Origin of the sequence: Pseudomonas sp. YeP6b (assembly GCF_025642995.1) — a bacterium.
Classification (GTDB): Bacteria; Pseudomonadota; Gammaproteobacteria; order Pseudomonadales; family Pseudomonadaceae; genus Aquipseudomonas.
The window spans coordinates 4,517,202-4,542,377 of sequence record NZ_CP080090.1 but is presented as its reverse complement, the minus strand read 5'-3'; the positions used below and the strand labels follow the sequence as shown (position 1 = coordinate 4,542,377).

At 59.7% G+C, this 25,176-nt stretch carries 19 protein-coding genes, 1 tRNA gene and 5 pseudogenes; 19 read left to right on the top strand and 6 right to left on the bottom strand.

Going from position 1 to position 25,176, the window contains the following annotated elements:
* Positions 1–16 precede the first annotated feature (16 nt).
* From pheT to KZH41_RS20310, 4 genes are all read left to right on the top strand, one after another.
* A complete protein-coding gene (pheT, locus tag KZH41_RS20325) occupies positions 17–2,395 on the top strand; it encodes a phenylalanine--tRNA ligase subunit beta (RefSeq protein WP_094952228.1) in 2,379 nt (792 codons plus the stop codon).
* A 3-nt stretch (positions 2,396–2,398) separates the two neighbouring features.
* Positions 2,399–2,701, top strand: coding sequence for an integration host factor subunit alpha (ihfA, locus tag KZH41_RS20320; RefSeq protein ID WP_002553164.1), 303 nt, complete (start codon positions 2,399–2,401; stop codon positions 2,699–2,701).
* Positions 2,682–3,038 carry a MerR family transcriptional regulator gene (locus tag KZH41_RS20315; RefSeq protein WP_003219935.1) on the top strand — a complete coding sequence of 119 codons (357 nt, stop codon included), beginning with the start codon at positions 2,682–2,684 and terminating at the stop codon, positions 3,036–3,038. The genes ihfA and KZH41_RS20315 overlap by 20 nt, the downstream gene beginning before the upstream one ends.
* Before the next feature lie 90 nt (positions 3,039–3,128).
* A tRNA-Pro gene (locus KZH41_RS20310) sits at positions 3,129–3,205 on the top strand.
* Positions 3,206–3,571: 366 nt separating this feature from the next.
* Here KZH41_RS20310 and KZH41_RS20305 read toward each other — a convergent pair.
* Positions 3,572–5,347, bottom strand: coding sequence for a sensor domain-containing phosphodiesterase (locus KZH41_RS20305; protein WP_263273590.1), 1,776 nt, complete (start codon positions 5,345–5,347; stop codon positions 3,572–3,574).
* A 1,015-nt stretch (positions 5,348–6,362) separates the two neighbouring features.
* Here KZH41_RS20305 and KZH41_RS20300 point away from each other — a divergent pair.
* Positions 6,363–6,764: a hypothetical protein gene (locus KZH41_RS20300; RefSeq protein ID WP_263273589.1), complete on the top strand. Its 402-nt coding sequence runs from the start codon at positions 6,363–6,365 to the stop codon at positions 6,762–6,764.
* An 88-nt stretch (positions 6,765–6,852) separates the two neighbouring features.
* Entirely contained in the window at positions 6,853–7,026 is a 174-nt protein-coding gene (locus KZH41_RS20295; RefSeq protein ID WP_242151062.1) for a hypothetical protein, read from the top strand.
* Positions 7,027–7,305: 279 nt separating this feature from the next.
* Here the strand turns inward: KZH41_RS20295 and KZH41_RS20290 are convergent, their stop codons facing one another.
* Positions 7,306–7,617, bottom strand: coding sequence for a hypothetical protein (locus KZH41_RS20290; protein WP_242151058.1), 312 nt, complete (start codon positions 7,615–7,617; stop codon positions 7,306–7,308).
* 196 nt (positions 7,618–7,813) lie between these two features.
* On the opposite strand from KZH41_RS20290, the pseudogene KZH41_RS20285 reads away from it, so the two are divergent.
* Positions 7,814–8,259 (top strand): annotated as a pseudogene (locus KZH41_RS20285) (putative metallopeptidase); the annotation flags it as partial.
* A pseudogene (locus KZH41_RS30330) lies at positions 8,251–8,578 on the top strand (hypothetical protein); the annotation flags it as partial. The pseudogenes KZH41_RS20285 and KZH41_RS30330, both read left to right, overlap by 9 nt.
* On the opposite strand, the gene KZH41_RS20280 reads toward KZH41_RS30330, so the two are convergent.
* Entirely contained in the window at positions 8,569–9,306 is a 738-nt protein-coding gene (locus tag KZH41_RS20280) for a GntR family transcriptional regulator (RefSeq protein WP_263273588.1), read from the bottom strand. The pseudogene KZH41_RS30330 and the gene KZH41_RS20280 sit on opposite strands and share 10 nt — an antisense overlap.
* Positions 9,307–9,519: 213 nt before the next feature.
* Here KZH41_RS20280 and KZH41_RS20275 point away from each other — a divergent pair, with 213 nt between their 5' ends.
* From KZH41_RS20275 to KZH41_RS20265, 3 genes and pseudogenes are all read left to right on the top strand, one after another.
* The gene (locus KZH41_RS20275; RefSeq protein ID WP_263273587.1) at positions 9,520–10,353 is read left to right on the top strand and encodes an amidohydrolase family protein; all 834 of its coding nucleotides are present in this window, start codon (positions 9,520–9,522) and stop codon (positions 10,351–10,353) included.
* A 30-nt stretch (positions 10,354–10,383) separates the two neighbouring features.
* Positions 10,384–11,682: an SLC13 family permease gene (locus KZH41_RS20270; RefSeq protein WP_263273586.1), complete on the top strand. Its 1,299-nt coding sequence runs from the start codon at positions 10,384–10,386 to the stop codon at positions 11,680–11,682.
* 199 nt (positions 11,683–11,881) lie between these two features.
* Positions 11,882–12,019: pseudogene (locus KZH41_RS20265) on the top strand (PAS domain-containing protein); the annotation flags it as partial.
* Between the two features lie 262 nt (positions 12,020–12,281).
* On the opposite strand, the gene KZH41_RS30535 reads toward KZH41_RS20265, so the two are convergent.
* From KZH41_RS30535 to KZH41_RS20255, 3 genes and pseudogenes are all read right to left on the bottom strand, one after another.
* Complete coding sequence (locus KZH41_RS30535; RefSeq protein WP_406991365.1) at positions 12,282–13,511, bottom strand: methyl-accepting chemotaxis protein; 1,230 nt, start codon at positions 13,509–13,511, stop codon at positions 12,282–12,284.
* A gap of 159 nt (positions 13,512–13,670) precedes the next feature.
* Positions 13,671–14,060, bottom strand: a pseudogene (locus tag KZH41_RS30530) (cache domain-containing protein); the annotation flags it as partial.
* Between the two features lie 538 nt (positions 14,061–14,598).
* A pseudogene (locus KZH41_RS20255) lies at positions 14,599–14,865 on the bottom strand (transposase domain-containing protein); the annotation flags it as partial.
* 95 nt (positions 14,866–14,960) lie between these two features.
* Between KZH41_RS20255 and KZH41_RS20250 the strand changes: the two are divergent.
* The 8 genes from KZH41_RS20250 (at position 14,961) to gspG (ending at position 25,173) form a co-directional block, all read left to right on the top strand.
* A complete protein-coding gene (locus KZH41_RS20250; protein WP_263273585.1) occupies positions 14,961–17,366 on the top strand; it encodes a TonB-dependent receptor in 2,406 nt (801 codons plus the stop codon).
* A 334-nt stretch (positions 17,367–17,700) separates the two neighbouring features.
* On the top strand, positions 17,701–18,615 hold the full coding sequence (locus tag KZH41_RS20245) for a Fe(3+) dicitrate ABC transporter substrate-binding protein FecB (RefSeq protein ID WP_406991364.1): 915 nt from the start codon (positions 17,701–17,703) through the stop codon (positions 18,613–18,615).
* A gap of 2 nt (positions 18,616–18,617) precedes the next feature.
* Positions 18,618–19,607: an iron-dicitrate ABC transporter permease FecC gene (gene fecC / locus KZH41_RS20240; RefSeq protein WP_263273584.1), complete on the top strand. Its 990-nt coding sequence runs from the start codon at positions 18,618–18,620 to the stop codon at positions 19,605–19,607.
* Entirely contained in the window at positions 19,604–20,572 is a 969-nt protein-coding gene (locus KZH41_RS20235; protein WP_263273583.1) for a FecCD family ABC transporter permease, read from the top strand. Before fecC ends, KZH41_RS20235 begins: the two co-directional genes overlap by 4 nt.
* A 4-nt stretch (positions 20,573–20,576) precedes the next feature.
* Positions 20,577–21,368, top strand: a complete 792-nt coding sequence (fecE, locus tag KZH41_RS20230; protein WP_263273582.1) for a Fe(3+) dicitrate ABC transporter ATP-binding protein FecE — start codon at positions 20,577–20,579, stop codon at positions 21,366–21,368.
* Positions 21,369–21,836: 468 nt separating this feature from the next.
* Positions 21,837–23,534 (top strand): type II secretion system ATPase GspE, encoded by a 1,698-nt coding sequence (gene gspE / locus KZH41_RS20225; protein ID WP_263273581.1) that lies wholly within the window; start codon positions 21,837–21,839, stop codon positions 23,532–23,534.
* Positions 23,531–24,727: a type II secretion system inner membrane protein GspF gene (gene gspF / locus KZH41_RS20220; protein ID WP_263273580.1), complete on the top strand. Its 1,197-nt coding sequence runs from the start codon at positions 23,531–23,533 to the stop codon at positions 24,725–24,727. Before gspE ends, gspF begins: the two co-directional genes overlap by 4 nt.
* Positions 24,728–24,747: 20 nt before the next feature.
* Positions 24,748–25,173: a type II secretion system major pseudopilin GspG gene (gene gspG, locus KZH41_RS20215; protein WP_242151020.1), complete on the top strand. Its 426-nt coding sequence runs from the start codon at positions 24,748–24,750 to the stop codon at positions 25,171–25,173.
* Positions 25,174–25,176 lie beyond the last annotated feature (3 nt).

The following is a 25,176-nucleotide window of genomic DNA, read 5'->3' as shown; positions in this document are numbered from 1 at the left end:
TCTTTAGGAGAGCAGGATGAAATTCAGTGAACAATGGCTGCGTGGCTGGGTAAGCCCGCAGGTAGGTCGCGACGAGCTGGTTGCTCGTCTGTCGATGGCCGGTCTTGAGGTCGATAGCGTTACGCCGGCCGCCGGTGTTTTCAGCGGTGTGGTCGTGGGCGAAGTGCTGAGCACCGAGCAACATCCCGATGCCGACAAATTGCGTGTGTGCCAGGTCAGCAATGGCGCGCAGACTTTCCAGGTCGTGTGCGGTGCGCCAAACGTGCGCCCGGGCCTGAAGATTCCGTTCGCCATGATCGGCGCCGAACTGCCGGGCGACTTCAAGATCAAGAAAGCCAAGCTGCGTGGCGTTGAGTCCAACGGCATGCTCTGCTCACAGGCTGAGCTGCAAGTGGGCGAGGGCAACGATGGCCTGATGGAGCTGCCGGCCGACGCGCCAGTGGGCCAGGACGTTCGTGTCTACCTGGAACTGGAAGACGCCAGCATCGAGGTCGACCTGACCCCGAACCGTGGCGACTGCCTGTCCCTGGCGGGTCTGGCGCGTGAAGTGGGTGCGCTGTACAACGCCCCCGTCACTCGTCCCGTGGTTGCCGCCGTACCCGCTGTGCACGACGAAGTGCGCTCTATCGAAGTGCTGGCACCCAACGCTTGCCCACGTTACCTGGGCCGCGTGATCCGCAATGTCGACCTGTCCAAGCCAACCCCACTGTGGATGGTTGAGCGCCTGCGTCGCGCCGACGTACGCAGCATTGACGCCGCCGTCGATATCACCAACTACGTGATGCTCGAGTTGGGCCAACCGCTGCATGCGTTCGATCTTGCCGAAATCAACGGCGGCATCCGCGTACGCATGGCCGAAGAAGGTGAGAAGCTGGTACTGCTCGACGGCCAGGAAGTAACCCTGCGCGCCGACACGCTGGTGATCGCCGACCATTCCCGCGCACTGGCCATTGCCGGCGTGATGGGGGGCGAGCACAGCGGCGTGTCCGCGACCACGCGTGACATTTTCCTTGAAAGTGCGTTCTTTGATCAGATCGTCATCGCTGGCAAGGCCCGTTCCTACGGCTTGCACACCGATGCTTCGCACCGCTATGAGCGTGGCGTGGACTGGAAGCTGGCCCGTGAAGCCATGGAGCGCGCCACTGGCCTGCTGCTGGAAATCACCGGCGGCGAAGCTGGCCCGATCACTGAAAGCGTGAGCGAGCAGCACCTGCCGTCCGTTGCACCGATCACCCTGCGCGCCAAGAGCGTCGAGCAAATGCTCGGTCTGGTGATCGAGCCTGCTCAAATCGAGCAACTGCTGTCGGCGCTCGGCCTGGGTATTTCCGCTGGCGGGGAAGGGCAGTGGCACGTTGAAGTGCCAAGCTATCGTTTCGACATCAGCCTGGAAGTCGACCTGATCGAAGAGCTGGCCCGCCTATATGGCTACAACCGCCTGCCGGTTCGCTACCCGCAAGCGCGTCTCGCGCCGCAGCCTAAAGCAGAAGCGCGTGCGCACCTGCCTGAACTGCGTCGTTTGCTGGTTGCCCGTGGCTATCAGGAAGCGGTGACCTACAGCTTCATCGACCCGAAACAGTTCGAACTGTTCAACCCGGGCGTAGAACCGCTGCTGTTGGCCAACCCGATCTCCAACGACATGGCGGCCATGCGTTCGTCGCTGTGGCCGGGCCTGGTGAAAGCACTTTCCCACAACTTGAACCGTCAGCAAGACCGCGTGCGCATGTTCGAAAGCGGCCTGCGTTTCGTCGGCCAACTCGACGGCCTGAAGCAAGAGCCGATGCTGGCTGGCGTGGTGTGCGGCAGCCGCCTGCCGGAGGGCTGGGCACAGGGCCGTGACGGTGTGGATTTCTTCGACGTTAAAGCGGATGTGGAAGCGGTATTGGGCTTCGCCGGCGCACTCGACGACTTCACCTTCGTGCCAGGCAGCCACCCGGCGTTGCACCCGGGCCAGACCGCGCGTATCGAGCGCGAAGGGCGTTTGGTAGGCTTCGTCGGCGCCATCCACCCGGAGCTGTCGAAAACCCTAGGTCTGGACCGTCCAGTGTTCGTTTTTGAGCTGGTCTTGGCTGAAGTTGCATCGGGCAAAATGCCTAAATTCAGCGAGTTGTCGCGCTTCCCTGAAGTGCGTCGTGACTTGGCCCTGATCGCCGACCGTGAAGTGGCCGCCACTGCCGTTCTGGATGTAATCCGTGAAAATGCAGGGGAATGGCTGACAGACCTCAGGCTATTTGACGTCTATCAGGGTAAAGGCATTGATCCGCATAGAAAAAGCCTTGCAGTTGGCTTGACCTGGCAGCATCCATCGCGCACTCTTAATGACGATGAGGTGAATACCACGACACAAAATATCCTCACCTCGCTCGAACAAAGGTTGAACGCCACGTTAAGGAAGTGACGTATGGGGGCTTTGACGAAAGCTGAGATGGCGGAACGTCTGTACGAAGAGCTGGGTCTGAACAAACGCGAAGCCAAGGAATTGGTCGAGCTGTTTTTTGAAGAAATCAGGCACGCTCTGGAAGACAATGAGCAGGTCAAATTGTCCGGTTTCGGCAACTTTGACCTGCGGGACAAACGCCAGCGGCCTGGCCGCAATCCAAAAACGGGAGAAGAAATCCCGATCACGGCTCGCCGTGTGGTCACCTTTCGTCCAGGGCAGAAGTTGAAGGCCCGAGTTGAGGCTTATGCTGGAACCAAGTCATAACGACGAGCTACCCGTCATCCCAGGCAAACGCTACTTCACCATTGGTGAAGTCAGCGAGCTCTGTGCGGTCAAACCGCACGTGCTGCGCTATTGGGAGCAGGAGTTTCCTCAACTCAACCCCGTCAAACGCACCGGGAACCGTCGGTATTATCAGCGCCAGGATGTGCTGATGATCCGACAGATCCGTGCGTTGCTGTACGACCAGGGGTTCACCATCAGCGGCGCACGCCAGCGTATGTCCGGTGATGAAGCCAAAGACGACACCACCCAATACAAGCAAATGATCCGTCAGATGATCTCCGAACTCGAAGATGTGCTGGTTGTTCTGAAGAAGTGATACAAGCTTTTAAAATACTTCCACATTTCAAAAGCTTGCGGTATATTCCGGATCGCTTCGTAGCGAAGCGAACCCAGTAACACGCCTAGTCGGGGCGTAGCGCAGTCCGGTAGCGCACTAGCATGGGGTGCTAGGGGTCGAGTGTTCGAATCACTCCGTCCCGACCATTATTCCTGAGTAAAATCAGTCACGTGAGCCGATCAGATAGATCGGCTTTTTTGTGTCTGCGCAAAATTGGCGCAAAACTACCCGGTGATTTCGCTGATATTCAGGTCCGGAATCGCCTCCGACCAGATAATTTTCTCGTGGTCTCGCTGGTAGTACAGACATTACCAATTGGGACTACGACGGCAAACCAGAGTCGCCCCGGTACCTGTGGCGCTGACAGTGGCACAGGAACTGCTTGATGCAGAGTGAAACCTTTGCTGCGTAGCACGTTGCTGTAGCAGCGAGGTGAGACGGATGCTATCTGAGAAAACCTTCATTGATGGGGCGGGAGCTCAAGCACGCTACCCGCCGGATCATTCGGCCTATCAAGAGCCGGTGCTGAAGCCGCCTTGTTCCAGCCATTTTTCCAACAAACTCGCCTGCAGAGGCTTAGTGATCAGGTACCCTTGAGCCTCTGTACAACCCCAGCTAGTAATGAGATCAAGGATGTTGTCGGTCTCAACGCCCTCTGCTACGACTCTATACCCCAGCCCCCTTGAGAGTTCGATCAGCGTCTTAACTAGTTGTTTGTCTTTTTCATTCGTGTTGATGTTGCTAATCAGTGACTGGTCGAGTTTTACCGTATGTATCGGAAGTTGACGCAAGTATGTCCAGTTACTATAGCCAGTACCAAAGTCATCTACGGAAATCTCAATTCCCAATCCGCGCACGCGCTCTAGCTGTTTAATAACCATCTGAGGATCTGATATGAGCATGCTCTCGGTGAATTCAAGCTCAATACTTTCCGGGTAAAGGTCTTCGTTTTGCATGTGTTCTATAATTTTTTCTACCAATTTTGAGTTTTCAAGGTCGCTGACGGTCACGTTCATAGCGACTCTTAACTCAATGCCTCTCGTTCTCCAATCTTTCGTTTGGTCCACTACCGCATCAAGCACCCAGAAAGTTATTGACTGCATTAATGCAGTTTTAACGGCGAGAGGTATAAACTCTGCCGGACTAATCGGGCCGAGTGTCGGATGATTCCACCGGATCAACGCTTCTACGCTTTCGCACGCGAGGCTGGGCAAATTGACTTTCGGATGGAACACTAGACTCAGTTGCTCGGTAGATCGAACTGCATCCGGTAGAGAACTCAATAGTGCAAACGCGCGTTGCTGGGCTGCATCCAGTTCAGCCTGGTAAAGCGACCATCCCAAGTTTCTTGCTCTCGCATCGTCAGCTGCCCCAACCACCAAGCGCAGCCAATCCTTCTCTTCTGCATCGGCAATTTCCAAAACTCCTATGCCTGCCTGCATAAGTATTGGAATGTCTTGACAATCAACCGGCGTTTCAAAGCTCGAAAGAATTTTTAAGCAGAGATCTTCAACAGGTTCGCGAGCATTGAGAAGAAAGCCAAAGCGGGTGGGGCTGATTTTGTACAAAAGTAAATTTTTTGGTAACAAAGACAGGAGTCGAGCCTTTACATTAAGCATCAGCAATTGCGCAAAACTATAGCCAAGTGCTTTTACTACATCATTCAAAAATTTTGGTGAGATAATATCTACGGCATATAGGTTCTGTGGTATGCCGCTAGAGCTCGCTTGGCGAATATCTTCTTCAAGTCGGAGCCGGTTAAATAGTCCAGTAGGCTGGTCTATATAGTTACGGGAGCGTAAGCCCACAATCCGCATCACGACCAGTTGAGCAAAATAAACGAGCATTCCGGCGTCTCGTTTGCTCATAGGCCCTCTTGGCGAGGTGTCAATTACGCATAGACTGCCTAACGAGAAACCGTCACTTGTGAGAAGTGGTGCGCTAGCGTAATAGCGAATGAAGGGGAGGCCTGTTACCAAAGGGTTATCTTTGAAGTGATCGTCCTTTTGCGCATCCAAGATCTCCACAGGCTCTCTATCACGCAGTGAGTGCGCGCAGAACGAAGCGCTCCGTGGTGTTGCGCGCTGTTCAATCCCTATCCGAGCCCTGAACCATTGTTCGTGCTTGTCAACGATCGAAATCAATGCGATCGGAGCGCTGAAGTACTCAGATGTCATTGAAATCATCTTTTCGAAGACTTCGTCATCTTGGTCATTTTGCGGGCAAAGGTCCGCAACGCGTCGTAAGCGTTCAGTTTCGTAGTCAGGGATGGGAGCGTCTGCGTCCATGATTAACCTCGTGTAACACCGTCCTGTGGCTAGACGTTATCAGACCCCTAAAAAGTCGTCATTTGCCTCCGTAGCGTCTAAGAACTATAGCTGTAATCTTGGGCCATCGGCGGCTATCTGTTTTCTGCCAGCCTTCAGGAGGAAAGAGACCGCAAGATCTCGCCCTTCCTTGTAAACAGCACGAAATACACCTGGGCTACTGAAAAAAGGTTGCAACAAGTGAGAAAGCATTTACCCATGCTGTCGATCTTGCGCGTTAGGGATTGATACCGAAGCCCGGCCAATGAGTAGGGCTTTTTTGTAGGTGCTTGAAGGGACTCTGATCATGGGGATTTCTGCACAAAGCATCGCCGCCGAACTCATGGGGCAGGTCGAGAAGCTCCTCCCGGCGCGTCCTCTAGTGAGAGGTGGATTTCATCATTTTGTTATCCGAGCGTCGGTAACCGCTGAGGTAAGTCCTACGATGTCGTCCGAAGCCTTCGATATTTTTCTGTGCAAACTTGCAGACGAGTGTCGTGAGTGGTCAGTCGAAATCAGTGGCAGCTTGGACGATTTGGTGATCACTTTCTCTAGGTGAGCCCACGGGTAATTGAACCCCGATTTTTAAGAACAAATCTATGCGAAAAGCCCGGAAATGCGATCCAGGCTTTTTTGGGTCCCTCATTCAGGTTTAAGCATTGTCGCGGCCATCGCCGGAAGGTTCGCCCGTTTTGCTAGGCCAATTGCGATGGCAATCAATCACGGACACATCTTCTCCTTGCGCGTGCATGCGACGCAGGTAAGACACTGGTCGTACGTCGCTTGATTCAAAAGGAGACCATGTGCAGACAGCATGGTCGCCATGCTCTTTTATCGATTCGTTGAGTAGCCTGATCAATTCGCTGGCTTTCATAGGATTCCATGCCTTATTGGATCTGGATTGTTCGCTCCGCGTACCTGCCTCGACAATAGCACTCAACTAACAGCCCGCCTCTGCGCGGGCTTTTTCTTTTTCATGCCCTACGGAGTCGAGCGCATGGAGTATCTACAGCGCCTGCTCGACAAAATCGACAGGTTCGAATTGCTTATCTCGGGCCTGGTTGGCGCTGTGATCGCCAGTTGGTGGCATAAGGACGACTTGAACGACTGGCGTGCTTGGATGATCTTCCTCATCACCGGCATGGCCTGCTCGATCTATTTGACGAGCATGGTCAGCACCTACCTGGGTGTGACCGAGCCGAAGATCGTCGCCGGCATTGGTAAGGCGCATCGCTTTCGCATAGTCCGCTTCAAGGTCATCGGGCAGCGATTCACAATCCAGCTTGGTTGTAGCCATCAGTTGGAACTTCGTCGTAGCTGTAGCGGGAGGGCTGCGCAGCCATTGCCGGGCCAGCGAGAAGTAACGCACAGAGATATAAGCGTCCGTGCATTGGTTTGAAGTCTCGAAATGTCAAAGTTAGCGGAGTATACCCGGCCAATGGGCGACACGTTTTCGGATGCGCCAAATCGTGGCGCGAGGTTTTCAGATGAACAACGTCACCCGCCTGCGCCACGCGCTCCCGATGAGCCAGGACAGCAACAAGGCCCTGACTGATCTGGATAGCGCCATCGCCAAGGCAATCGACGCAGCAAGGGCTGCTGGATCGCCTCAGGGCTTAGTTGTCGCTGAGTTGCGCGGACACGCCTACGCGCAAACCTGAATCATGGTGAATTGAGGTTGGTAGCAGTGCCAGAGTGATGAGGATTATTGCTCGGATGGACTTTCGCATAGGTAACACCTGTTTAAGTGGGACACCTACACATCTTCCAGACTAAGGCCTTTCAAATCACCTCAACTAAATGCACTTACTGATACCTCGCTTTCAGCCACTACTTAATCAGACCGAGACAATTTATGACATCTAAGCAACCTGACGGGGAGGCAATCGAACGTGCCTGCCGGGCCGGGCTGAGAGTCGGCGGGCCTGAGAGGCCTCGTTTTACTTCACGTATTTGACGGTTGCGCTAACCAGCAACTGGTCGTTGACCGTAACCTTGCAAAAGCGCTTCGAAACTGTTTTGTTATCAATCGCGAGTGTGGGGGCGCATTGCAAGAACACCTTTTTACCCTTCCAGTCCTGAGCTACACCAGCAGTCGTTGCGCTCGCATACTCTTTCATGAATTTGCGATTCCAAGGTCCGAAATACACCTCCGGTTCGCCGCCTCCGAAGAAACCAGATTCCTGCGTGGCGCAGATCGTACCTTCTACCCTTTCGCCGTCGATGATATTGGCGTCGGTATAGCAATTCATCAGGCCGTTCCAAGCGTCTAGATCTACTGGCCCCCTGTTAACCCAGGTAGGGGCAGTAACGCATCCTGAGAGGGTTGCGACTGCGAGAGCGCTAAGGCAAATGCATTTAATACGAGACATTGAATTGAGCTTCCTTGCTTTTTGAAGCCGTCACCAATACCCGTAACACGCCACAATTTCAAGTTCAGGGTGATCCATGGAAAGGCCATACCCACCATCGTCACTTCTTGAGCTGTCCGAGCTTTCCGACTTTGGCATCCGACTGACTCCGGCTCCTGATGTGTGGGAATGGCTTCAGGCCGAGATCCTTGCCGCCACCGGCAGCATTCACAACGAAGATCACGCCCATCTACTGGATGCACACATTCGGATCATGTGGGCGTCGTCGAGCTTCGAGAAGCAGGGCAGAACAGTCCTGGGCCAGGCCGACGGGTAGCGTTCCGCGCCGGCGGCTGGCAGAAAGCCCGGATGGAGCAACAGATGCGTGAATGGTTCGGCGATGTGCCGGCCTTCATCATCGCCCTGGCTACTGACTACTGCGCCGAGTGCAACGACCTTGAGTTCTGCGCACTCATCGAACACGAGCGCTATCACCTGGCTCACGCGACCGACAAGTACGGTCAACCAGCATGCAAGGTGGATGAATTCTTCAACCGCCGCACCGAGCGCTGCGCGGTGACTACGATAAATAGCTTAAGGCCATCAGCGAGCGCGCTGAGAAGGCAGAGTCCTTCGCTGCCAAGTTCCAGGGCAAAGTCCTGGGCGATTCGGTACGTGGTGCTGCACTGAAAGCCGGCGCGCTGCCCGAAGCAACCGACGACATCATCCTGCGCGCCAAGGGCGTGTTCACCCTTAACGAAGATGGCGATGCGGTCGCCGTTGATGAGTCCGGCCTGGTCATCCTCGTAAAGACGGCAAGCGTTGCTGCGCCGGGCCGCCTTGCCACTGGGCTCATGAGATATCGATCTGGTACCTGAACCCCTCGGCCGCTGCGCGGGAAATTCGGTATTCGAGCGGGGAGCGGTCATAGCCCAGGGCGGTGCGCTCGATGGTGACGACCGGGGCGCCTTCTTTGATCGAAAGGATTTTGGCGATGGCCCGGTCGGCTTGCTCCACGGTGAGGGTCTCGGTCGCCGAGCCGATACATTGGCCGCATTGGGTTTCATAAAACGGGTAGAGCAGTTTGCCGAAGCTTTCGGAATTAATGTCCAGCAATGCGCCGAACCGTGTGAAGGGGAGCCAGATATCCTCGTGAAACAGTGTGCGGCTTTCAACCATCCGCAGTCGCTCCAGGTGCACGACGTCTTCGTCGTCCTGCAACTTCAGTGCTGTTGCCACCGGCTGTGAGGGTTTTTGCCGGTTCTTTGCCAGGATGCGGCTGGTCGGTATTTCGCGCCCACCCGCGGCATTCACTTGCCTGAAGAATCGCGCCAGTGAGGCATCGAAGTTGGGGCGGCGCACGTAGGTGCCACGGCCCTGGCTGCGCAGGAGCAGGCCTTCATTGACCAGCGTGTCCACGGCCTTTCGTACCGTGCCGATGGCCACGCCATAGTGTTTGGTGAGCTCGGCCTCCGTGGGGATGGGCGAGCCTGGCATCCATTCGCCAGTGCCGATCTTGGCGAGCATTTCTTCTCGCAGGCGCTGATAGAGCGGCAAGCGCTCGTCGTATCCGAGGGTAGGGGTGTTCATTTTTCTTTGATTCCTTTTCGGCATGCGGAGCCACTTTATCACCTGCGTGAGGTTTGACAGATATCTATCCCTGAATATATGGTGATCTAGTCATATATATGAATTTGCGGCGTCTACACACATGCTGACGATGACAGATTGGGCCAAAGGGCCTGGTTTCTCAGGGGCGGCAGGTGATTTGCCATAACAACAAACGATCGGGGTTATCTGTTTATGACCAGCCTTCACCCGCCTGCCTTCACCGGTGTGGACACGCACGCCCACGTCTTCCGCCAGGATCTGCCGATGGTTGCCAACCGTCGCTACAGCCCGCGTTACAACGCGTTGGTGGAGCAATACCTGGATCATCTGGATCGCCACGGTTTTTCACACGGCGTGTTGATTCAGCCGAGCTTTCTGGGCACCGACAATCACTTCATGCTCGACGCGTTGCGCCGTTATCCGCAGCGCTTGCGTGGGGTGTCGGTGGTGGATGTCGACGTCAGCGAAACCCAGTTGGACGAATTGGCCGAAGCCGGTGTAGTCGGCATCCGTTTGAATCTCATTGGTAAGGCGCTGGCGGATTACAGCGGCCCAGCCTGGACCGCTCTGTTCCAGCGGTTGGCGCTGCGGGGATGGCAAGTGGAAATTCAGCGCGGCATCGATGACCTGGCGCTGATCGTATCGGCCATCAGGGCCTGCGGTGTCACCGTGGTCATTGATCATTTCGGCCTGCCGACGGGGGGCATCAATGCCGGGCACCCCAACCATCAGGCGTTTCTTGAGTTGCTGAACGATGACGGGGTGTGGCTCAAGCTGTCCGCCGCGTACCGCAGTCAATCCGATCTGGCCCAGGCATCGCATGCGCTGGCTCTGGTGCGCGACGCGAGTGGCGGTCTCCAGCGACTCGTCTGGGGCAGCGATTGGCCCAACACTCAGTTTGAACAGCAGACGGACTATGCCCGGCAAGTGGCTTTCCTCGAAGGCTTGCTGCCGGACGCGACCGAGCGGGCGCATGTGCTTAAGAACAACCCAGCGAAGCTGTTTGGCTTCGACATTTCACGCTAAACGATCAATAACAATAATAGGACTTCCATCATGTTGAGCCTGCTCGTCGTCGCGGCAATCGTTGTCGCCGTCGCCCTGGGTTACAAGACCAAAATCAACATCGGTCTGTTCGCCATCGCTTTTGCTTACCTGATCGGCTGTTACGGCATGGGGTTGAGCCCGTCCGAAGTCATCAGCCTGTGGCCGCTGAAGATTTTCTTCATCATCTTCTCGGTTTGTCTGTTCTACAGTTTTGCCACCGTCAATGGCACGCTTGAAAAACTGGCGGAGCATCTGATTTATCGATGCCGGTCGATGCCTCAACTGTTGCCGTTCGCGGTCTTCTTCACGGCAACCACCCTCTCGGCGATGGGGGCGGGCTACTACACAGTGCTGGCGTTCATGGCGCCCATCACGCTGCTGCTGTGTGAGCGCACCGGGATGAGCCTGATCACGGGCGGCATGGCGGTCAACTATGGCGCTTTGAGCGGAGCCAACTTCGTCTCCAGCCAGAGTGGTATCATTTTTCGTGGCTTGATGGCCAATGCCGGCATCCCGGAAAACGAGGCCTTTATCAACGCCGCAGCGATTTTCGCCAGTACCCTGGTGATACCGCTGGCGGTGATTTCGGTATTGGTGTTTCTCACCGGCCACGGCAAGGCGATGAAGGCGTGCGCTTATGCGGTCGCCGTGCCGACGCCGCTGAACCGCGAGCAGAAAGCCACCCTGTGGCTGACGTTGGCGATGATGGTGATCGTGCTGGCGGCGCCCATCGCGCAAATTGTCTTCCCGGACAACTCCACGGTGAGCTTCATCAATTCGAAGATGGACATCGGTTTGATCGCCAGCCTGTTCTCGGTGATCGCGCTCTTGCTGAAACTGGGCGACGAACGCAAGGCCATGGCGTCCGTGCCCTGGGGCACGTTGATCATGATCTGCGGTGTGGGCATGCTGATTTCGGTCGCGATCAAGGCTGGGACCATCGACTTGCTGGCATCGTGGATGGGCAATAGCATTGCGCCGATCATGGTGCCGATTGTCTTCGGTGTGGTGGCGGCGTTCATGTCGCTGTTCTCCAGCACGCTGGGGGTGGTGACGCCGGCGCTGTTCCCGTTGGTGCCACCGCTTGCCACGGCACTGGGGCTCGATCCGATGATCCTGTTCGTGGCCATCGTCGTGGGCGCTCAAGCCACCGCCATCTCGCCGTTCTCCTCGGGTGGCAGCTTGATATTAGGCTCATGTACCACGGAGCAGAGCCGCAGCTCACTGTTCCAGCAGCTCCTGTTTCGCGCAGCGCCTCTTGGCTTTGTCGCGGCACTGGTGTTCAACACTGTCCTGACGTTCGTCTAAGCACGGCTCTTCACGGCCCGGCGCCTTTGCCGAGCCGATGCGTTTGGCACGTCGATCAACCAATAGGGAAAAATGACCCTCATTGATGAGCTGGGAAGTGTGCAGGCCATCCGATAACGGTCAAATCGAATGGGATTGCTTGCCGCCGCCCATCACGTTAAGGCTTTGATCGCGCTATCTGAAGCGGACACTGAAGCCCATGCCCGTTGATTTACGAGCGCTCTATCCAAAATTGATCCACCTGAAGCTGGACACGGTGTTCGTCGTCGACCTGGGCAACCAGATTGCGTTTGTCAGTGACGCCTGTGAGGCACTGCTGGGTTATCGCGCCGAGGAATGGAGGCTATTCAGCCGAGTGTTGGTAATCCCCCTGTCACGTGCGTTCTCCTGCGTTGGGTGGGTGGTCCTTGGATAAGCAGTAAGCTTGCGTTGCTCCTTCATCTAATCACTCCAGGCCTACAGAGGTGGGCAGTCGAGCCTTTCCCGGCGCCTGCAAGGGTGCTTAGGTGTCAACGCCAACCAAAAAGGGACCTCCAGGGGGGCACTTTTACATTGGCGGTAACACTTAGGACTCAACACGGGCGGTTCATGCGCTCATATCACTGACGGCTCATGCCCCCCAGGCGCAGCGACAAGTCCTGCATGCCCTGGCTGAGGGTGCTTAGGCTGGCCGCGTCGCGGGCGCCTTCCTCGCTGGCGGTATGGATGCGCACGGCCAGCTCATTGATTTCCTGAGTCACATGGCTCTGTTCCTGGGCCGCCACGGCAATCTGCTGCGTGCGCTGAACGATATCGTCGAAGCCGAGCACCGTGGTGCCCAGCGAGGTCGCCAGCAGATCGGCCTGGGCCACCACCGAGCGGGTACGCTCCTGGCCGGCGACCATGGTGCTGACGGCGGTGACCGAAGCCTGGCGCAATTCGGCGATCATCTGTTGGATTTCGTCCGCCGAAACCTGGGTGCGTCCAGCCAGGGTGCGCACCTCGTCGGCCACCACGGCGAAGCCGCGGCCTTGTTCGCCGGCCCGGGCGGCCTCAATGGCGGCATTGAGCGCGAGCAGGTTGGTCTGCGCGGAGATCGACTTGATTACGTCGAGTACTCCGCTAACCCCTTCGATATCCTGGCCGAGGCGGGTGATCGCGGTGGCCACGCTGCCGATGTCGCTGCTCAAGGAGACGATGGCCTGGCTGTTCTGGGTCACGTGGCCCTGGCTTTCGCGCGCTGTACGGAGGGATTTCTCGGCAGTGTTGGAACAGTCGCTGGTGGTGTGTGCGACCTCCTGGGCACTCGACGACATTTCCGTTACAGCGGTGGCGAGCAAGGTGTTGTCCAGGCGTTGGGTCTCCGCCCGCTCGGCCATGACTACCGACAACCGCGCAACGTCGTCGGCTTGGCGTAGCAGCTTCGAGGACTCATCGGCAATGGTGCGTAGCATCTGCCGGAGGCTGCCGGCGTAGCGGTTGACCGCGCCGCGCAGCAGGCCGATTTCATCCGCACGCAGAATATCCAGCTCGGCCGCGCCGGCGCCTTGCTGCTCGCCCAGACGGTTGATTTGCAGAGTGGTTTCGTCGATCTGCCTTAGCAGCGTGCGCCCCGCTAGCCATGCCAAGCCGAAAATAAGCAGCAGCACTGGTACCAGGGTAGTGAGGATGTCGATGGTCAGGCGGCTGGCGATCGCGGTCATCTGCGCTTTCGGCGTGACTAGGCCAATCACCCAGCCACTGGCGTTGATGCGCGTCAGGCTGACGTAGCCGGCCGAGCCGAGTCGGCTGTCGTCCTCAATGGCGAAGGTATGCGCCTGCTGCTGGCCGGTCTTGCGCCATTGCGTCACGTTGTTGAACCATGGCGCGCTGTTCAGCAAGCCGGTTTCGTCAGCTACAGCCTGACCTTGGCCGACTGGGAAATAGAGCACCTTGCCCGAGGTGTCCAGGGCGAAGGCATAGCCGCCGGTCACGTTGCCGTTTGCCTTGAGAAAGTCTGCCAGGCCGGTGAGGGTCAGGTCGATGGTGGCGACCCCGGCGAAGCGCTGGTCGCGGGTGTAGCCAATGGTGCAGGTGGTCATCAGGATCTTGCTGATCGGGTCCTCATAGGCGTCCGACCAATTGCAGTGACCATCTTTGCCGGTCTTCCCCTGGGCGTACCAGTCGGCTGCATGGTAGGCCTCGGCCTGTGGCGCGTTGTATTCCTCGGAGTAGCCCAGGCTGCCCTGGTTGCGCGCCCAGTAGAAGCTCCGCCTTTCGACCCCGGGAGTGAAGGCATTCGGCTCGGGCCAGAGGCCACCGCCGGCCACCGCCGTGTCGCCCTGGGAATCGATGATGCGCGCAAGGCTCGGCTTGACCAGCTCCACGTCGTTGGGCAGGGTCGCGCCGAGGCTGGCCATGGCACCCACCCGTCCGTCGATTTCGGCTAGCTTGATGGTCAACTGGCGCGCGATGGCCACCGCCGATTGCTGCGCGCTCTGGGTATTCGACGCGATCAGCTTGGGCTCGCCACTGAGCACCATCACCGCGTAGATGGAGCCGGCGGTGACCAGCACGATAGCGCCCATCGCCAAGCTGAAGCGCGACATGACTTTTACAGGCAGCAGGCGCATGGCCGTCTCCTTGGGGAGTAAGAGAACCGGCGCCCTAGGCGAACGGCAAACACAGTATCATCTGGAACTATCGGCGCCTTACCAGGAATCATGAGGGCGCCGGACCAATAAACTGCACCTTTGGACGGTCATCAAGCCGCCGTGTCCGCCAATTCAAGGCCAGTTGATCGATACCCTTGCGGCCGCTGATCAGTGGCCCGATCGCGCAAGATATTTATCTCTACTTCGCAGGCTTGACCGAAACGACCTCAATGAACCTCTACTTTTTTCCGTGCCATCTTCGTCGCGTCCAGTTCAGCCTGAAGCGTGCTTAACGTATCGGCCTCGTGCGCTTGGGCTTTTGCTTTTTCTCAGTCGTCGTTGGCACGGTTTGCAACGCCTGAAGCTCTGCTTCAACCGCCGCGATATCGGTATCAATCAGGTCATCTAGCAGGCTGGCCTGCTCAGGATTCATCTGCTCGCTACGCTTGGCAAACTTCAATCGCTTGAGTTGGGTGATCTCGTGAGTCAGTTTCTCAATGACCGTTTGATCGCGGTTGATCTTCTTGCTCATTGTCTCGACTTGCGAGAGCACCAGCGCCCTTAGCTCGATACTTCACCACCGGTAGAAAAACTATCGAAGGCTGTCCCTTTTTTTCACCTCGCCTGTCATTCCAGGTAAGAGAATTAAATCGAGAGCTTCCGCCAATGCCCGCCGTCTCACCCTTGCGCCTGCGCCCGCTGCTGAACCTGAGCCTGATGCTAAGCCTCAGCGCCAGCCCGTTGTTCATCCCCCTCAGCTATGCCGAAGACAGCGCCGCTCGCCGCAGCTACCAGGTTCCGGCGGGCAGTCTCAGCTCGGCGTTGACCCGTTTTGCCGGGCTTTCGGGTGTCAATCTGTCGGTAGACCCAGCGCTGGTCAGCGGTCGCAGCAGCAGTGGCTTGGTTGGCGAATACGGCGTGGAGGAGGGCTTTGCGCGTTTGCTGCAAGGCTCCGGCCTGCAGCTGCAACCGATGGGTGATCAGGCCTACATGCTGGTGCCAGTGCCGGAGGACAGTAGCCTGCAATTGGCGCCAACGTCGATCGTCGCCACCACCGGGCTTGAGGGCGGCGATACCTACGCGGGCGGCCAAGTGGCACGCCGTGGCTCGCAAGGCCTGCTCGGTTCGCGGGATTTCATGGAAACGCCGTTCAGCATGACCACTTACACCGAGGAGGCGGTGAAGAACCAGCAGGCGCGCACCCTCGGCGACCTGATCGCCAGCGACCCATCGGTGCGCGCCACCAACCCGGCCGGTGGGCGTTATGAGCAGTTCACCATTCGCGGCTTCAGCCTGTTCAACAGTGATGTGGCCTACAACGGCCTCTACGGCGTATTGCCGACGTACACCATCGACATGGAAATGGCCGAGCGCGTCGACATTCTCAAAGGCCCCAGCCAGTTGATCAATGGCATCTCACCGCGCGGCAGTGTGGGCGGTGGGATCAACGTGGTGCCCAAGCGCGCCACCGACAGAGACATCAACTCGTTCACCGGCACCTGGGCCTCCGGCAGCCAGGCGGGCGGCGCGGTGGATGTGGGCCGGCGTTTTGGCGAGGACAATAAATTCGGCATCCGTTTCAATGGCGTGAAGCAGTCCGGCGATACCGAATGGGATCACCAGAGCGTCGACCGTGAGATGGCCGTGTTAGGCCTGGATTTTCGTGGCGAACGCCTGCGCCTTTCCACCGACATCGGCCACACCGAACGCGACACCGACGCCCCGCAGGAGCGCGTGCATGTCGGGCCGAATGCCAGGGTGCCGAGTGCTAACGACGTGCGCCGCAATTACGCGCAATCCTGGAGCAAGGCCAGCACCAATGACACGTTTGGCACTGTTAACGGCGAGTTCGACCTCAGTGACAGCGTGATGCTCTACGGCGGCGTGGGCGCGCGTAAAAGTAATCACGACTTCCTGCGCCACGCGGTATCCGTCACCAATAATGCCGGGGGGTTCAGCGTGCAGCCGCGTGATTTCACCCGCGACGAAAACGTGCGGACCGCCACGGCGGGTGTGCGCAGCTGGTTCCACACGGGGCCCGTCAGCCATGAGTTAAACTTGGCTGCCAGCTATTTTTATATGGACTTTGAAAACGGCGGTGCGCGCTATGCGTCAGCGCCGAGCAACCTCTACAACCCGGTGCAAACCCCCACGCCGTCGCGGCCCACACGTTTCGACGCCAAGGTCTACACCGAGAATAAGTTCAGCGGCGTGGCACTCTCCGACACCCTGGGCTTCTTCGACGACCGCCTGCTGCTGACCCTTGGCGCGCGCTGGCAGCGGGTGAAAGTGGACGACTGGAGCGACAACGTCAAAGGCGACACTGCCTATGACGAGGAAAAAATCTCGCCATCGGGCGGCATCCTCTTCAAAGCCACCGACAAGTTGTCGCTGTACGCCAACTACATGGAAGGCCTGAGCCAGGGCAAGATCGCACCGTCTACGTCGATCAACGAAGATGAAATCTTCCCGCCGTTTATCAGCCGCCAGGTCGAAGTGGGCGCCAAATATGACGCCGGGGCCTTTGCCCTCACCGCCGCCGTGTTCCGCATCAAGCAGCCCGCCTATGAAACCAACGCCACCACGCGGGTGTTCGGGCCCAATGGCAAGCGCCAGAACGACGGGGTGGAAGTCAGCGTGTTCGGTGAGCCACTCAAGGGCTTTCGCCTGCTCGGTGGCGTGATGTACATCGACAGCGAACTGACCCACACCACCAACGGCACCTACGACGGCAACCGCGCACCGGCCACGCCCAAGTACAACGTCAACCTGGGGGCTGAATGGGATGTGCCGACGCTCGAGGGTTTGACCCTGACCAGTCGCGGCATTTACTCCAGCTCGCAGTACCTGGACCAGTCCAACGTCAAGCAAATCGATGCTTGGAACCGTATCGACGTGGGCGCGCGCTACGCCTTCAAGGTCGATGACAAGCACATCACCTTGCGGGCGAATGTCGAGAACGTCGCCGATAGACGCTACTGGAGCTCGGCCGGGGCCTCGGATGACAGTGAGCCGGGCTTGACTCTGTCGACGCCGCGTACGTACCTGCTCTCGGCCACCGTCGACTTTTAACGGCGCAATCTGCAGGCTTCTTGTGGCGAGCGAGGCTGTCGTGGCGAGCGGGCTTGCCCTAATGCCGTTCAGTTAAGCGCAGGTCCCCTGTGGGAGCGGCGGTGCGACGATTTGACTTGCCCGCGAAAGCGGTGGGTCAGTCAACATCCGTGTTTGCTGGGCCGACGTCATCGCGGGCAAGCCCGCTCTCCACAGAATGTGCGCAGCGGCTGTAAATGAAAAAGCGTTAATAAGAATGTTTTTTGATTGCATCGCCCCGATATGGAATAGTACCCGCCGTTTTCCCCAGCCGGTCTAGCTGGGATGTTCCAACGCCGAGGTCCTTGTCATGCGAATGCTGCGCTCCATCCCGACCCTTGCCGCCTGCCTCCTGGCGTTTTCTTCAAGCGTGTTAAGCGCTGCCCCCATCGACCTCAATGACGGCCAGCACGCGGTGCACTTGCCGGATGCGCCCAAGCGCGTGGTGGTGCTGGAGTTTTCCTTCCTCGACAGCCTCGCCGCCGTTGACGTCACCCCGGTCGGTGCCGCCGACGATGGCGATGCCAACCGCGTATTGCCGCGTGTGCGCCAGGCCATCGGCCAGTGGAAATCCGTGGGCCTACGCTCGCAACCGAGCATCGAGGAAATCGCCCGGCTCAAGCCGGACCTGATCGTCGCCGACCTCAATCGCCACCAGGCGCTGTACAGCGACCTGTCGAGCATCGCGCCGACGTTGCTGTTGCCATCGCGCGGCGAGGACTACCAGGGCAGCCTGAAATCCGCCGAGCTGATCGGCAAGGCGCTCGGTAAAAGCCCGCAGATGGAGGCGCGCATCGCGCAGAACCGTGAGCACTTGCAGGCAATCGCCAAACAGATCCCCGCGGGTGCCAGCGTGCTGTTCGGCGTCGCGCGCGAGGACAGTTTTTCCGTGCACGGCCCGGACTCCTACGCCGGCAGTGTGCTGGAGGCTATCGGCCTGAAAGTGCCGTCGGTACGCGCCAAGGCCGCCCCCACCGAATTTGTCAGCCTGGAACAACTGCTCGCGCTGGACCCGGGCTGGTTGCTGGTGGGTCACTACCGTCGCCCAAGCATTGTCGACACCTGGAGCAAGCAGCCGCTGTGGCAGGTGCTCGGTGCCGTGCGCAATCACCACGTGGCTGAAGTCGATGGCGACAGCTGGGCACGTAATCGCGGTGTCTTGGCGTCTGAGCAAATCGCCGAAGATGCCTTGGCCATTCTCAAAGGCGGCAAAGCCGTATTGAGCCAATAAGCATGGGGCGAAGTCTCGCGGCGGCAAGCATTGTGCTGCTGGGCGCCTTGCTGTTCTGGCTGTCTTTGTACAGCTGGTCACCGTTCACCATCACCGCAGCAGATGCGTGGAATGGCCTGGTTCATCAGGGCAGCGTGGGCGGCAATATGGCCTATATCGTCGCCCAACTGCGGGTGCCTCGGGCCGTGTGCGCGGCATTGGTCGGTGCCTGCCTGGGCCTGGCCGGTGCGCTGATGCAGGGCATTACCCGCAACCGCCTGGCCTCGCCGTCGCTGTTTGGCGTGACGGCGGGTGCGGCGTTGGGGTTGGCGTTGTTCTCGACCGGGTTGGTCGCGCCACCCTTTGCCGGTGGTGCATTGTTGATGACCTGCCTGGGCGGCGCATTAGCCTGGGTCACCGTGTTCAGCCTTGGCGGTGCGTGGTCGCCGACCACCGCCCAAGGTCGATTGGTATTGGCCGGCGTGGCTGTCGCCGCATTGTGCGCAGCGTTGACCCGGCTCACGGTGATTCTGGTCGAGGCCCAGGCACAAAGCGTGCTGAACTGGCTGGCTGGGTCGTTAGCCAACGTCGGCGCGGCCCAGGTGCAATTGCTCTGGCCTTGCACCCTAATCGGCGGCCTGTGGGCGCTGTGGTGCGCGCCGCGCTTGAACCTAATCAACCTCGGCGAAGACGCCGCACGCTCGTTGGGCGTCGGCATTGGCAGCCTGCGCTTGCAGGTGTTTATCGCCAGCCTGTTGCTGGTGGGTGCGAGTGTCTGCGCCGTCGGCCCGATTGGTTTCGTCGGGCTGATCGCGCCGAATATCATTCGGCAATTTCTCGGCAATGACTACCGCTGGCTGATTCCACTCAGTGCGGCGTTGGGCGCGGTGATCGTGCTGGGCGCCGACTTGCTCAGCCGCGCCGTGGCCTTTCCAGTGGAAACGCCCGCCGGTGTGGTCACCGCACTGATCGGCGCGCCGTTCTTCCTCTTTCTGGCCAGGCGCGCGTTATGACTCAGCCACGATTACGCCTGTGGCTGCTGCTCGGTGGGTTGCTGGTCGCGACCTTTATCAGCCTCAGCGCCGGCACCGTGTGGCTCACGCCGCAAACGGTGTTGGACCGTTTGTTGGCCCACAACGCCCTCGACTTCGAAGTTTGGAACCATCGCCTGCCGCGCAGCCTGATCGCCATCCTCGCCGGTTGCGCATTCGGCCTGGCCGGGGCGATTGTGCAGGGTGTGATTCGCAATCCACTGGCCTCGCCGGAAATCCTCGGCGTCACCCAAGGCGCCGGGCTGGCGCTGACCGTGGCGATCATCAGCTGGCCGCACCTGCCGATTGCCTGGCTGCCATTGGTGGCGTGTCTGGGGGGGGCCGGTGGCGCCTTGTTGCTGGCGCTGTACAACACCGGCGTGAGTTTTTCCGGGGTACGGTTTGCGCTGTCCGGTGTGGCGATTGCAGTGACTTTATCCAGCATCACCGAGTTCCTGATCCTGTCCCATCCGCTGGACATCAACACTGCCTTGCTCGCCCTGACCGGCAGTTTGTGGAGCCGCAACTGGCACCACGTCGCGTTGGTGCTGCCGTTCCTGCTGCTGATCCCGCTGGGCCTGTGCCTGGCCAAACCGCTGAACCTGATTGCCCTTGGCGACGAAGCCGCCCACAGCCTCGGCACCGCACTGACTCGCACACGCTGGTTGGCGATGGCCTGCGCGGTGGTGCTCACCAGCCTGGGCGTCGGGGTGATCGGGCCGATTGGATTTATCGGCCTGGTCGCGCCGCACATGGCGCGGCGGCTGGTGGGCGGGCATCACCAGTACCTGCTGCCGGCCGCCATGCTGATCGGCGCGCTGTTGCTGGTGCTGGCCGACACCCTCGGGCGCACGTTGATCGCGCCCAGCGAAATCCCTGCGGGGGTTCTCACGGCGGTGATTGGCGCGCCGTATTTTCTTTGGTTACTGGCACGGTTCAAGGGCTGATGACATGAGCATTCTACAGGCACATCAACTCGACATCGGCTACGGCGCCACGCGCATCGTGCAGGGTTTGTCGTTCGCACCGCCAGCGGGTCGCGTTACTGCACTCATCGGGCCGAACGGTTGCGGCAAGTCCACGTTGCTCAAGGCCTTCGCGCGCATCCTCAAGCCCACCCAGGGCGAATTGACCTTGGACGGCCAAGCCTACGCCAGCCTGACCTCCCGCCAGTTGGCACAGCAGATCGCGTTTTTGCCCCAAGTGCTGCCGGTGCCGGAAGGTGTCAGTGTGCGCCAACTGGTCGCTTACGGCCGCAGCCCACATAACTCGCTGTGGGGCCGCCTGAGCGGCAGCGATCAATCCCATGTGACCCAAGCCATGCAGCGCCTGGAACTGGACGCCCTGGCCGACCGCGCCCTGGCCGACTTGTCCGGCGGCCAGCGCCAACGCGCCTGGCTGGCCATGGTGCTGGCGCAGAACGCGCCGGTGGTGTTACTCGACGAGCCCACCACCTACCTCGACATCAGCCATCAGGTCGAACTGCTCGACCTGATGGGCGAACTGGCCGCCGAAGGCAAAACCGTGATCACCGTGCTGCACGACATCAACCAGGCCTGCCGCTACGCCGACCACCTGGCGGTGATGCACGGTGGCAAGCTGGTCGCCGACGGTGCGCCGGCCCAAGTGATCAGCGCCGAACTGATGCGCCAAGTGTTCGATGTGCAAGTGCAGATCATGCAGGAGCCGGTGGCCGGCACGCCGATGTGTCTGGTGGAGAAGAGCACCCGCCCTCAAGCCTGACGCAACTCAAAATGTGGGAGCTGGCTTGCCTGCGATCACGGTGTATCAGTCACTGAATACATGAACTGACATGCCTTCTTCGTGAGCAAGCGCGCTCCCACATTTTTTGACCTCAGTTGCCAAGTTTTGATGTTGTTCCGGTTGAGGGCGAAGTTCAGCGCTTGAATAGGTTGGCGTGTCGTTTGATTGAGCGTGAGAGTGCCTGAATAACTAGCGAAGTGGCTAATTGCAACTAGCCAGCCCCGGTTCTCGTCTGCGAGGCCTGTAAATCAAGGGTTGTACAGGAAAGCCAGGACAGCCCCAGCCTATTCATTTCAGTTTGTTTCCCGCCTTCCGGAACTAGACTTGCAACTTCCAGTCGATTAACCCAGTTAACTCCGACTGCGGCGTGGCGAACTAATGGCACTGTTTTCGCAATGCCACTAGTTCCAAATAGCCATACTTTCTCGCAACTAGACACCCCACATCATGTCGTCAACACCCACCGATGCCTGCCATTTGCAGATCCCGCACACCGACCACGTGTGCGCGTGGCTGATGCGGCACGCTGGGTTGAAAACCGTCGACCTGGAGCGTGCTCGGCGTTTGTCCACGCACGGCAGCGACTTGGTTGGGTTGCTCACGCGCCTGGGGTTGGTCTCGGAACTCGAACTGGCTCGCGCCTGGGCCGACCTGCTGGGTGCGCCGCTGTTGCTGGCCGATGCCGCGCCGCCGTTGCTCGACCCGTTGCCCGTACTCACCGAACGTTTTATGCGCCACTACCAAGTGGTGCCCATGGGCTGGGCCCACGGTGGTCTGCGCGTATTGGCGGCCAACCCGGCGCAACTCTATCCCTTTCAGGCCCTGGCCTACGCCTGCCAGGTGCCGGTGTGGCTGGCCATCGGCCCGCGCACTGAAGTCGACACGCTGATCGAGCGCTACTACGGCCAGGGCCGCTCCGCCATGGGCACCTTGATCGAAAACCTCGATGAGCAGGGCGGCGCGCTGGAGGATATCGAACACCTCAAGGACATGGCCTCCGAAGCGCCGGTGATCCGCCTGGTCAACCTGATCCTGCAGCGCGCGGTGGAGCAGCGTGCGTCGGATATCCATATCGAGCCCTTCGAAAACCAACTCAAGGTGCGCTACCGCATCGACGGCGTGCTGCACGACGCCGAGGCGCCGCCGGCCAGTTCGTCGGCGGCGGTGATCTCGCGGGTGAAGATCATGGCGCGCCTGGACATCGCCGAACGGCGCCTGCCCCAGGACGGGCGGATCATGCTGCGCATCCAGGGCAAGGAACTGGATTTGCGCGTGTCCACGGTACCCACCAGCTTTGGCGAGTCGGTGGTGATGCGCCTACTCGACCGGCAAACCGTGCAGTTCGACTTCCAAAGCCTGGGCTTTGACGGCCAGCGCCTGGCGGCGTTTCTCGACCTGCTCGAACGCCCCCACGGCATCCTTCTGGTCACCGGGCCCACCGGTTCCGGCAAAACCACCACGCTCTACACCGCGCTTTCGCGGCTCAACACCGCCGAACGCAAGATCATCACCGTCGAAGACCCGGTGGAATACCAGCTCGAAGGCATCAACCAGATCCAGGTCAAACCCGCCATCGGCCTGGACTTCGCCGGCGCGCTGCGCGCCATCGTGCGCCAGGATCCGGACGTGATCATGATCGGCGAAATCCGCGACCTGGAAACCTGCCGCATCGCCATCCAATCCTCGCTCACCGGCCACCTCGTGCTCTCCACCCTGCACACCAACAGCGCCGCCGCGAGCATCACGCGGCTGCTGGACATGGGCGTGGAAAGCTACCTGATCGCCTCGACGGTCAGCGGCATTCTCGCCCAGCGCCTGGTGCGGCGCCTGGACCCGGCGACCCGCGTGGCGTTTGCAGCACCGCCGGAATTGATCGAGGAACATGGCCTGGATCGCTTGACCGACCAACGCCCGATCCTGCTCTACCAAGGCAGTTACCACGGCCGCAGCGCAATCACCGAACTGCTGGTGATGAACGACGAACTGCGCAGCCTGCTGATGCGTCACGCCGACGCCGCCACCCTGGAGCAGGCCGCGCGCCGCGCCGGTTTGCGCACCTTGCATGAAGAAGGCTTGCGCCAGGCGCTGGCGGGCATTACCTCGTTGGAAGAAGTGCTGCGCGTGACCCGTGGAGACGGCGCGTGAGCCGCTTCAAGTTTCGCGCGTTGGACAGCCAGGGCGTGGCCCAGAGCGGCACGCTGCAAGCCCAGGACCAAGCTGCCGCCATCGCCGTGCTGCACAAGCGCGGCTTGTTGCTGCTGCACATCGAAGCGGCCGGCAGCCCGAGGTTGCGCAACACGCGCGGGCAATTGAAGGGCGCCGCATTGGTAAGTTTTACCCAGCAACTGGCCACCTTACTGGGCGCTGGTCAGCCGCTGGAGCGCTCGCTGAGCTTGCTGCTCAAACAGCCCGGCCAACCCCAGGTGCGCGCGCTGATCGAGCGCATCCGCGACCACGTCAAGGCGGGCAAGCCGTTATCCGCCGCGCTGGAGGAGGAGGGCGAGAGCTTCTCGCCGCTGTACCTGAGCATGGTGCGCGCCGGTGAAGCCGGTGGCGCACTGGAAAGCACCTTGCGCCAACTCAGCGACTACCTGGAGCGCAGCCAGTTGCTGCGCGGCGAAGTGATCAATGCGCTGATCTACCCGGCGTTCCTGGTGGTCGGCGTGTTGGGTTCGCTGGCGCTGTTGCTGGCGTACGTGGTGCCGCAATTCGTGCCGATTTTCCAGGATTTGGGCGTGCCGATCCCGCTGATCACCGAGGTGATTCTCGCCCTTGGCCAGTTTCTCGGTGCCTATGGCTTGGTGCTGCTGGCCGCGATCATCACGGCCAGCTGGCTGGTGGCGGCACGCCTGCGCGATCCGCTGCGGCGGCAACGCTACGACCGGCGCCTGCTCGGCATTCGTGTGATCGGCCCGCTGTTGCAACGGGTCGAAGCGGCCCGCCTGACCCGCACCCTCGGCACCTTGCTCAGCAATGGCGTGGCGTTACTGCAAGCGCTGGTCATCGCCCGGCAAGTTTGCACCAACCACGCCTTGCAGGCCCAGGTGGCGGAGGCGGCGGAATCGGTAAAAGGCGGCGGCACCCTCGCCAGTGCGTTCGGCGCTCAGCCGCTGTTGCCGGAACTGGCCCTGCAAATGATTGAAGTCGGCGAACAAGCCGGTGAACTGGACAGCATGTTGCTCAAGGTTGCCGAGGTGTTCGACGTCGAGGCCAAGCGCGGCATCGACCGCCTGCTTGCTGCTCTGGTGCCGTCCCTGACCGTGGTCATGGCCGTGCTGGTGGCGGTGATCATGCTGGCGATCATGCTGCCGCTGATGAGCCTGACCAGCAACATATGAACCTTCAAGGAGCTATACCGATGAGACACCTTCAGCCCAGATCAGCACGCCGCCAACGCGGTTTTACCTTGCTGGAAATGCTCGCGGTGATCGTGCTGCTGGGCATTGTCGCAACCATCGTGGTGCGCCAGGTCGGCGGCAATGTGGACAAGGGTAAGTACGGCGCGGGCAAGGCGCAACTGGCCGGCTTGAGCATGAAAGTCGACAGCTATGCACTGGACGTCGGCGCACCGCCCAACAGCCTGCAACAGCTGGTGGACAAGCCCGCCAATGCTTCCAGCTGGGCCGGGCCCTACGCCAAGCCTTCCGAACTCAAGGACCCGTTCGGCCATGCCTTCGGCTATCGCTACCCCGGTGAACACGGCGCCTTCGACCTGATCTTCTTCGGCCAGGACGGCCAGCCGGGCGGCGATGGCTACAGCGCCGACCTGGGCAATTGGGAATAACCT

Bases quoted from the DNA above. Each gene is read 5' to 3' on its own strand.
- fecE (WP_263273582.1), top strand. From the start codon at position 20,577: ATGAGCATTCTACAGGCACATCAACTCGACATCGGCTACGGCGCCACG.
- ihfA (WP_002553164.1), top strand. From the start codon at position 2,399: ATGGGGGCTTTGACGAAAGCTGAGATGGCGGAACGTCTGTACGAAGAG.
- KZH41_RS20305 (WP_263273590.1), bottom strand. From the start codon at position 5,347: ATGGACGCAGACGCTCCCATCCCTGACTACGAAACTGAACGCTTACGA.
- KZH41_RS20235 (WP_263273583.1), top strand. From the start codon at position 19,604: ATGACTCAGCCACGATTACGCCTGTGGCTGCTGCTCGGTGGGTTGCTG.
- KZH41_RS20295 (WP_242151062.1), top strand. From the start codon at position 6,853: ATGAACAACGTCACCCGCCTGCGCCACGCGCTCCCGATGAGCCAGGAC.
- KZH41_RS20245 (WP_406991364.1), top strand. From the start codon at position 17,701: ATGCTGCGCTCCATCCCGACCCTTGCCGCCTGCCTCCTGGCGTTTTCT.
- KZH41_RS20300 (WP_263273589.1), top strand. From the start codon at position 6,363: ATGGAGTATCTACAGCGCCTGCTCGACAAAATCGACAGGTTCGAATTG.
- KZH41_RS20275 (WP_263273587.1), top strand. From the start codon at position 9,520: ATGACCAGCCTTCACCCGCCTGCCTTCACCGGTGTGGACACGCACGCC.
- KZH41_RS20250 (WP_263273585.1), top strand. From the start codon at position 14,961: ATGCCCGCCGTCTCACCCTTGCGCCTGCGCCCGCTGCTGAACCTGAGC.
- fecC (WP_263273584.1), top strand. From the start codon at position 18,618: ATGGGGCGAAGTCTCGCGGCGGCAAGCATTGTGCTGCTGGGCGCCTTG.
- gspE (WP_263273581.1), top strand. From the start codon at position 21,837: ATGTCGTCAACACCCACCGATGCCTGCCATTTGCAGATCCCGCACACC.
- gspG (WP_242151020.1), top strand. From the start codon at position 24,748: ATGAGACACCTTCAGCCCAGATCAGCACGCCGCCAACGCGGTTTTACC.
- pheT (WP_094952228.1), top strand. From the start codon at position 17: ATGAAATTCAGTGAACAATGGCTGCGTGGCTGGGTAAGCCCGCAGGTA.
- KZH41_RS20270 (WP_263273586.1), top strand. From the start codon at position 10,384: ATGTTGAGCCTGCTCGTCGTCGCGGCAATCGTTGTCGCCGTCGCCCTG.
- KZH41_RS20280 (WP_263273588.1), bottom strand. From the start codon at position 9,306: ATGAACACCCCTACCCTCGGATACGACGAGCGCTTGCCGCTCTATCAG.
- KZH41_RS20315 (WP_003219935.1), top strand. From the start codon at position 2,682: ATGCTGGAACCAAGTCATAACGACGAGCTACCCGTCATCCCAGGCAAA.
- KZH41_RS20290 (WP_242151058.1), bottom strand. From the start codon at position 7,617: ATGAATTGCTATACCGACGCCAATATCATCGACGGCGAAAGGGTAGAA.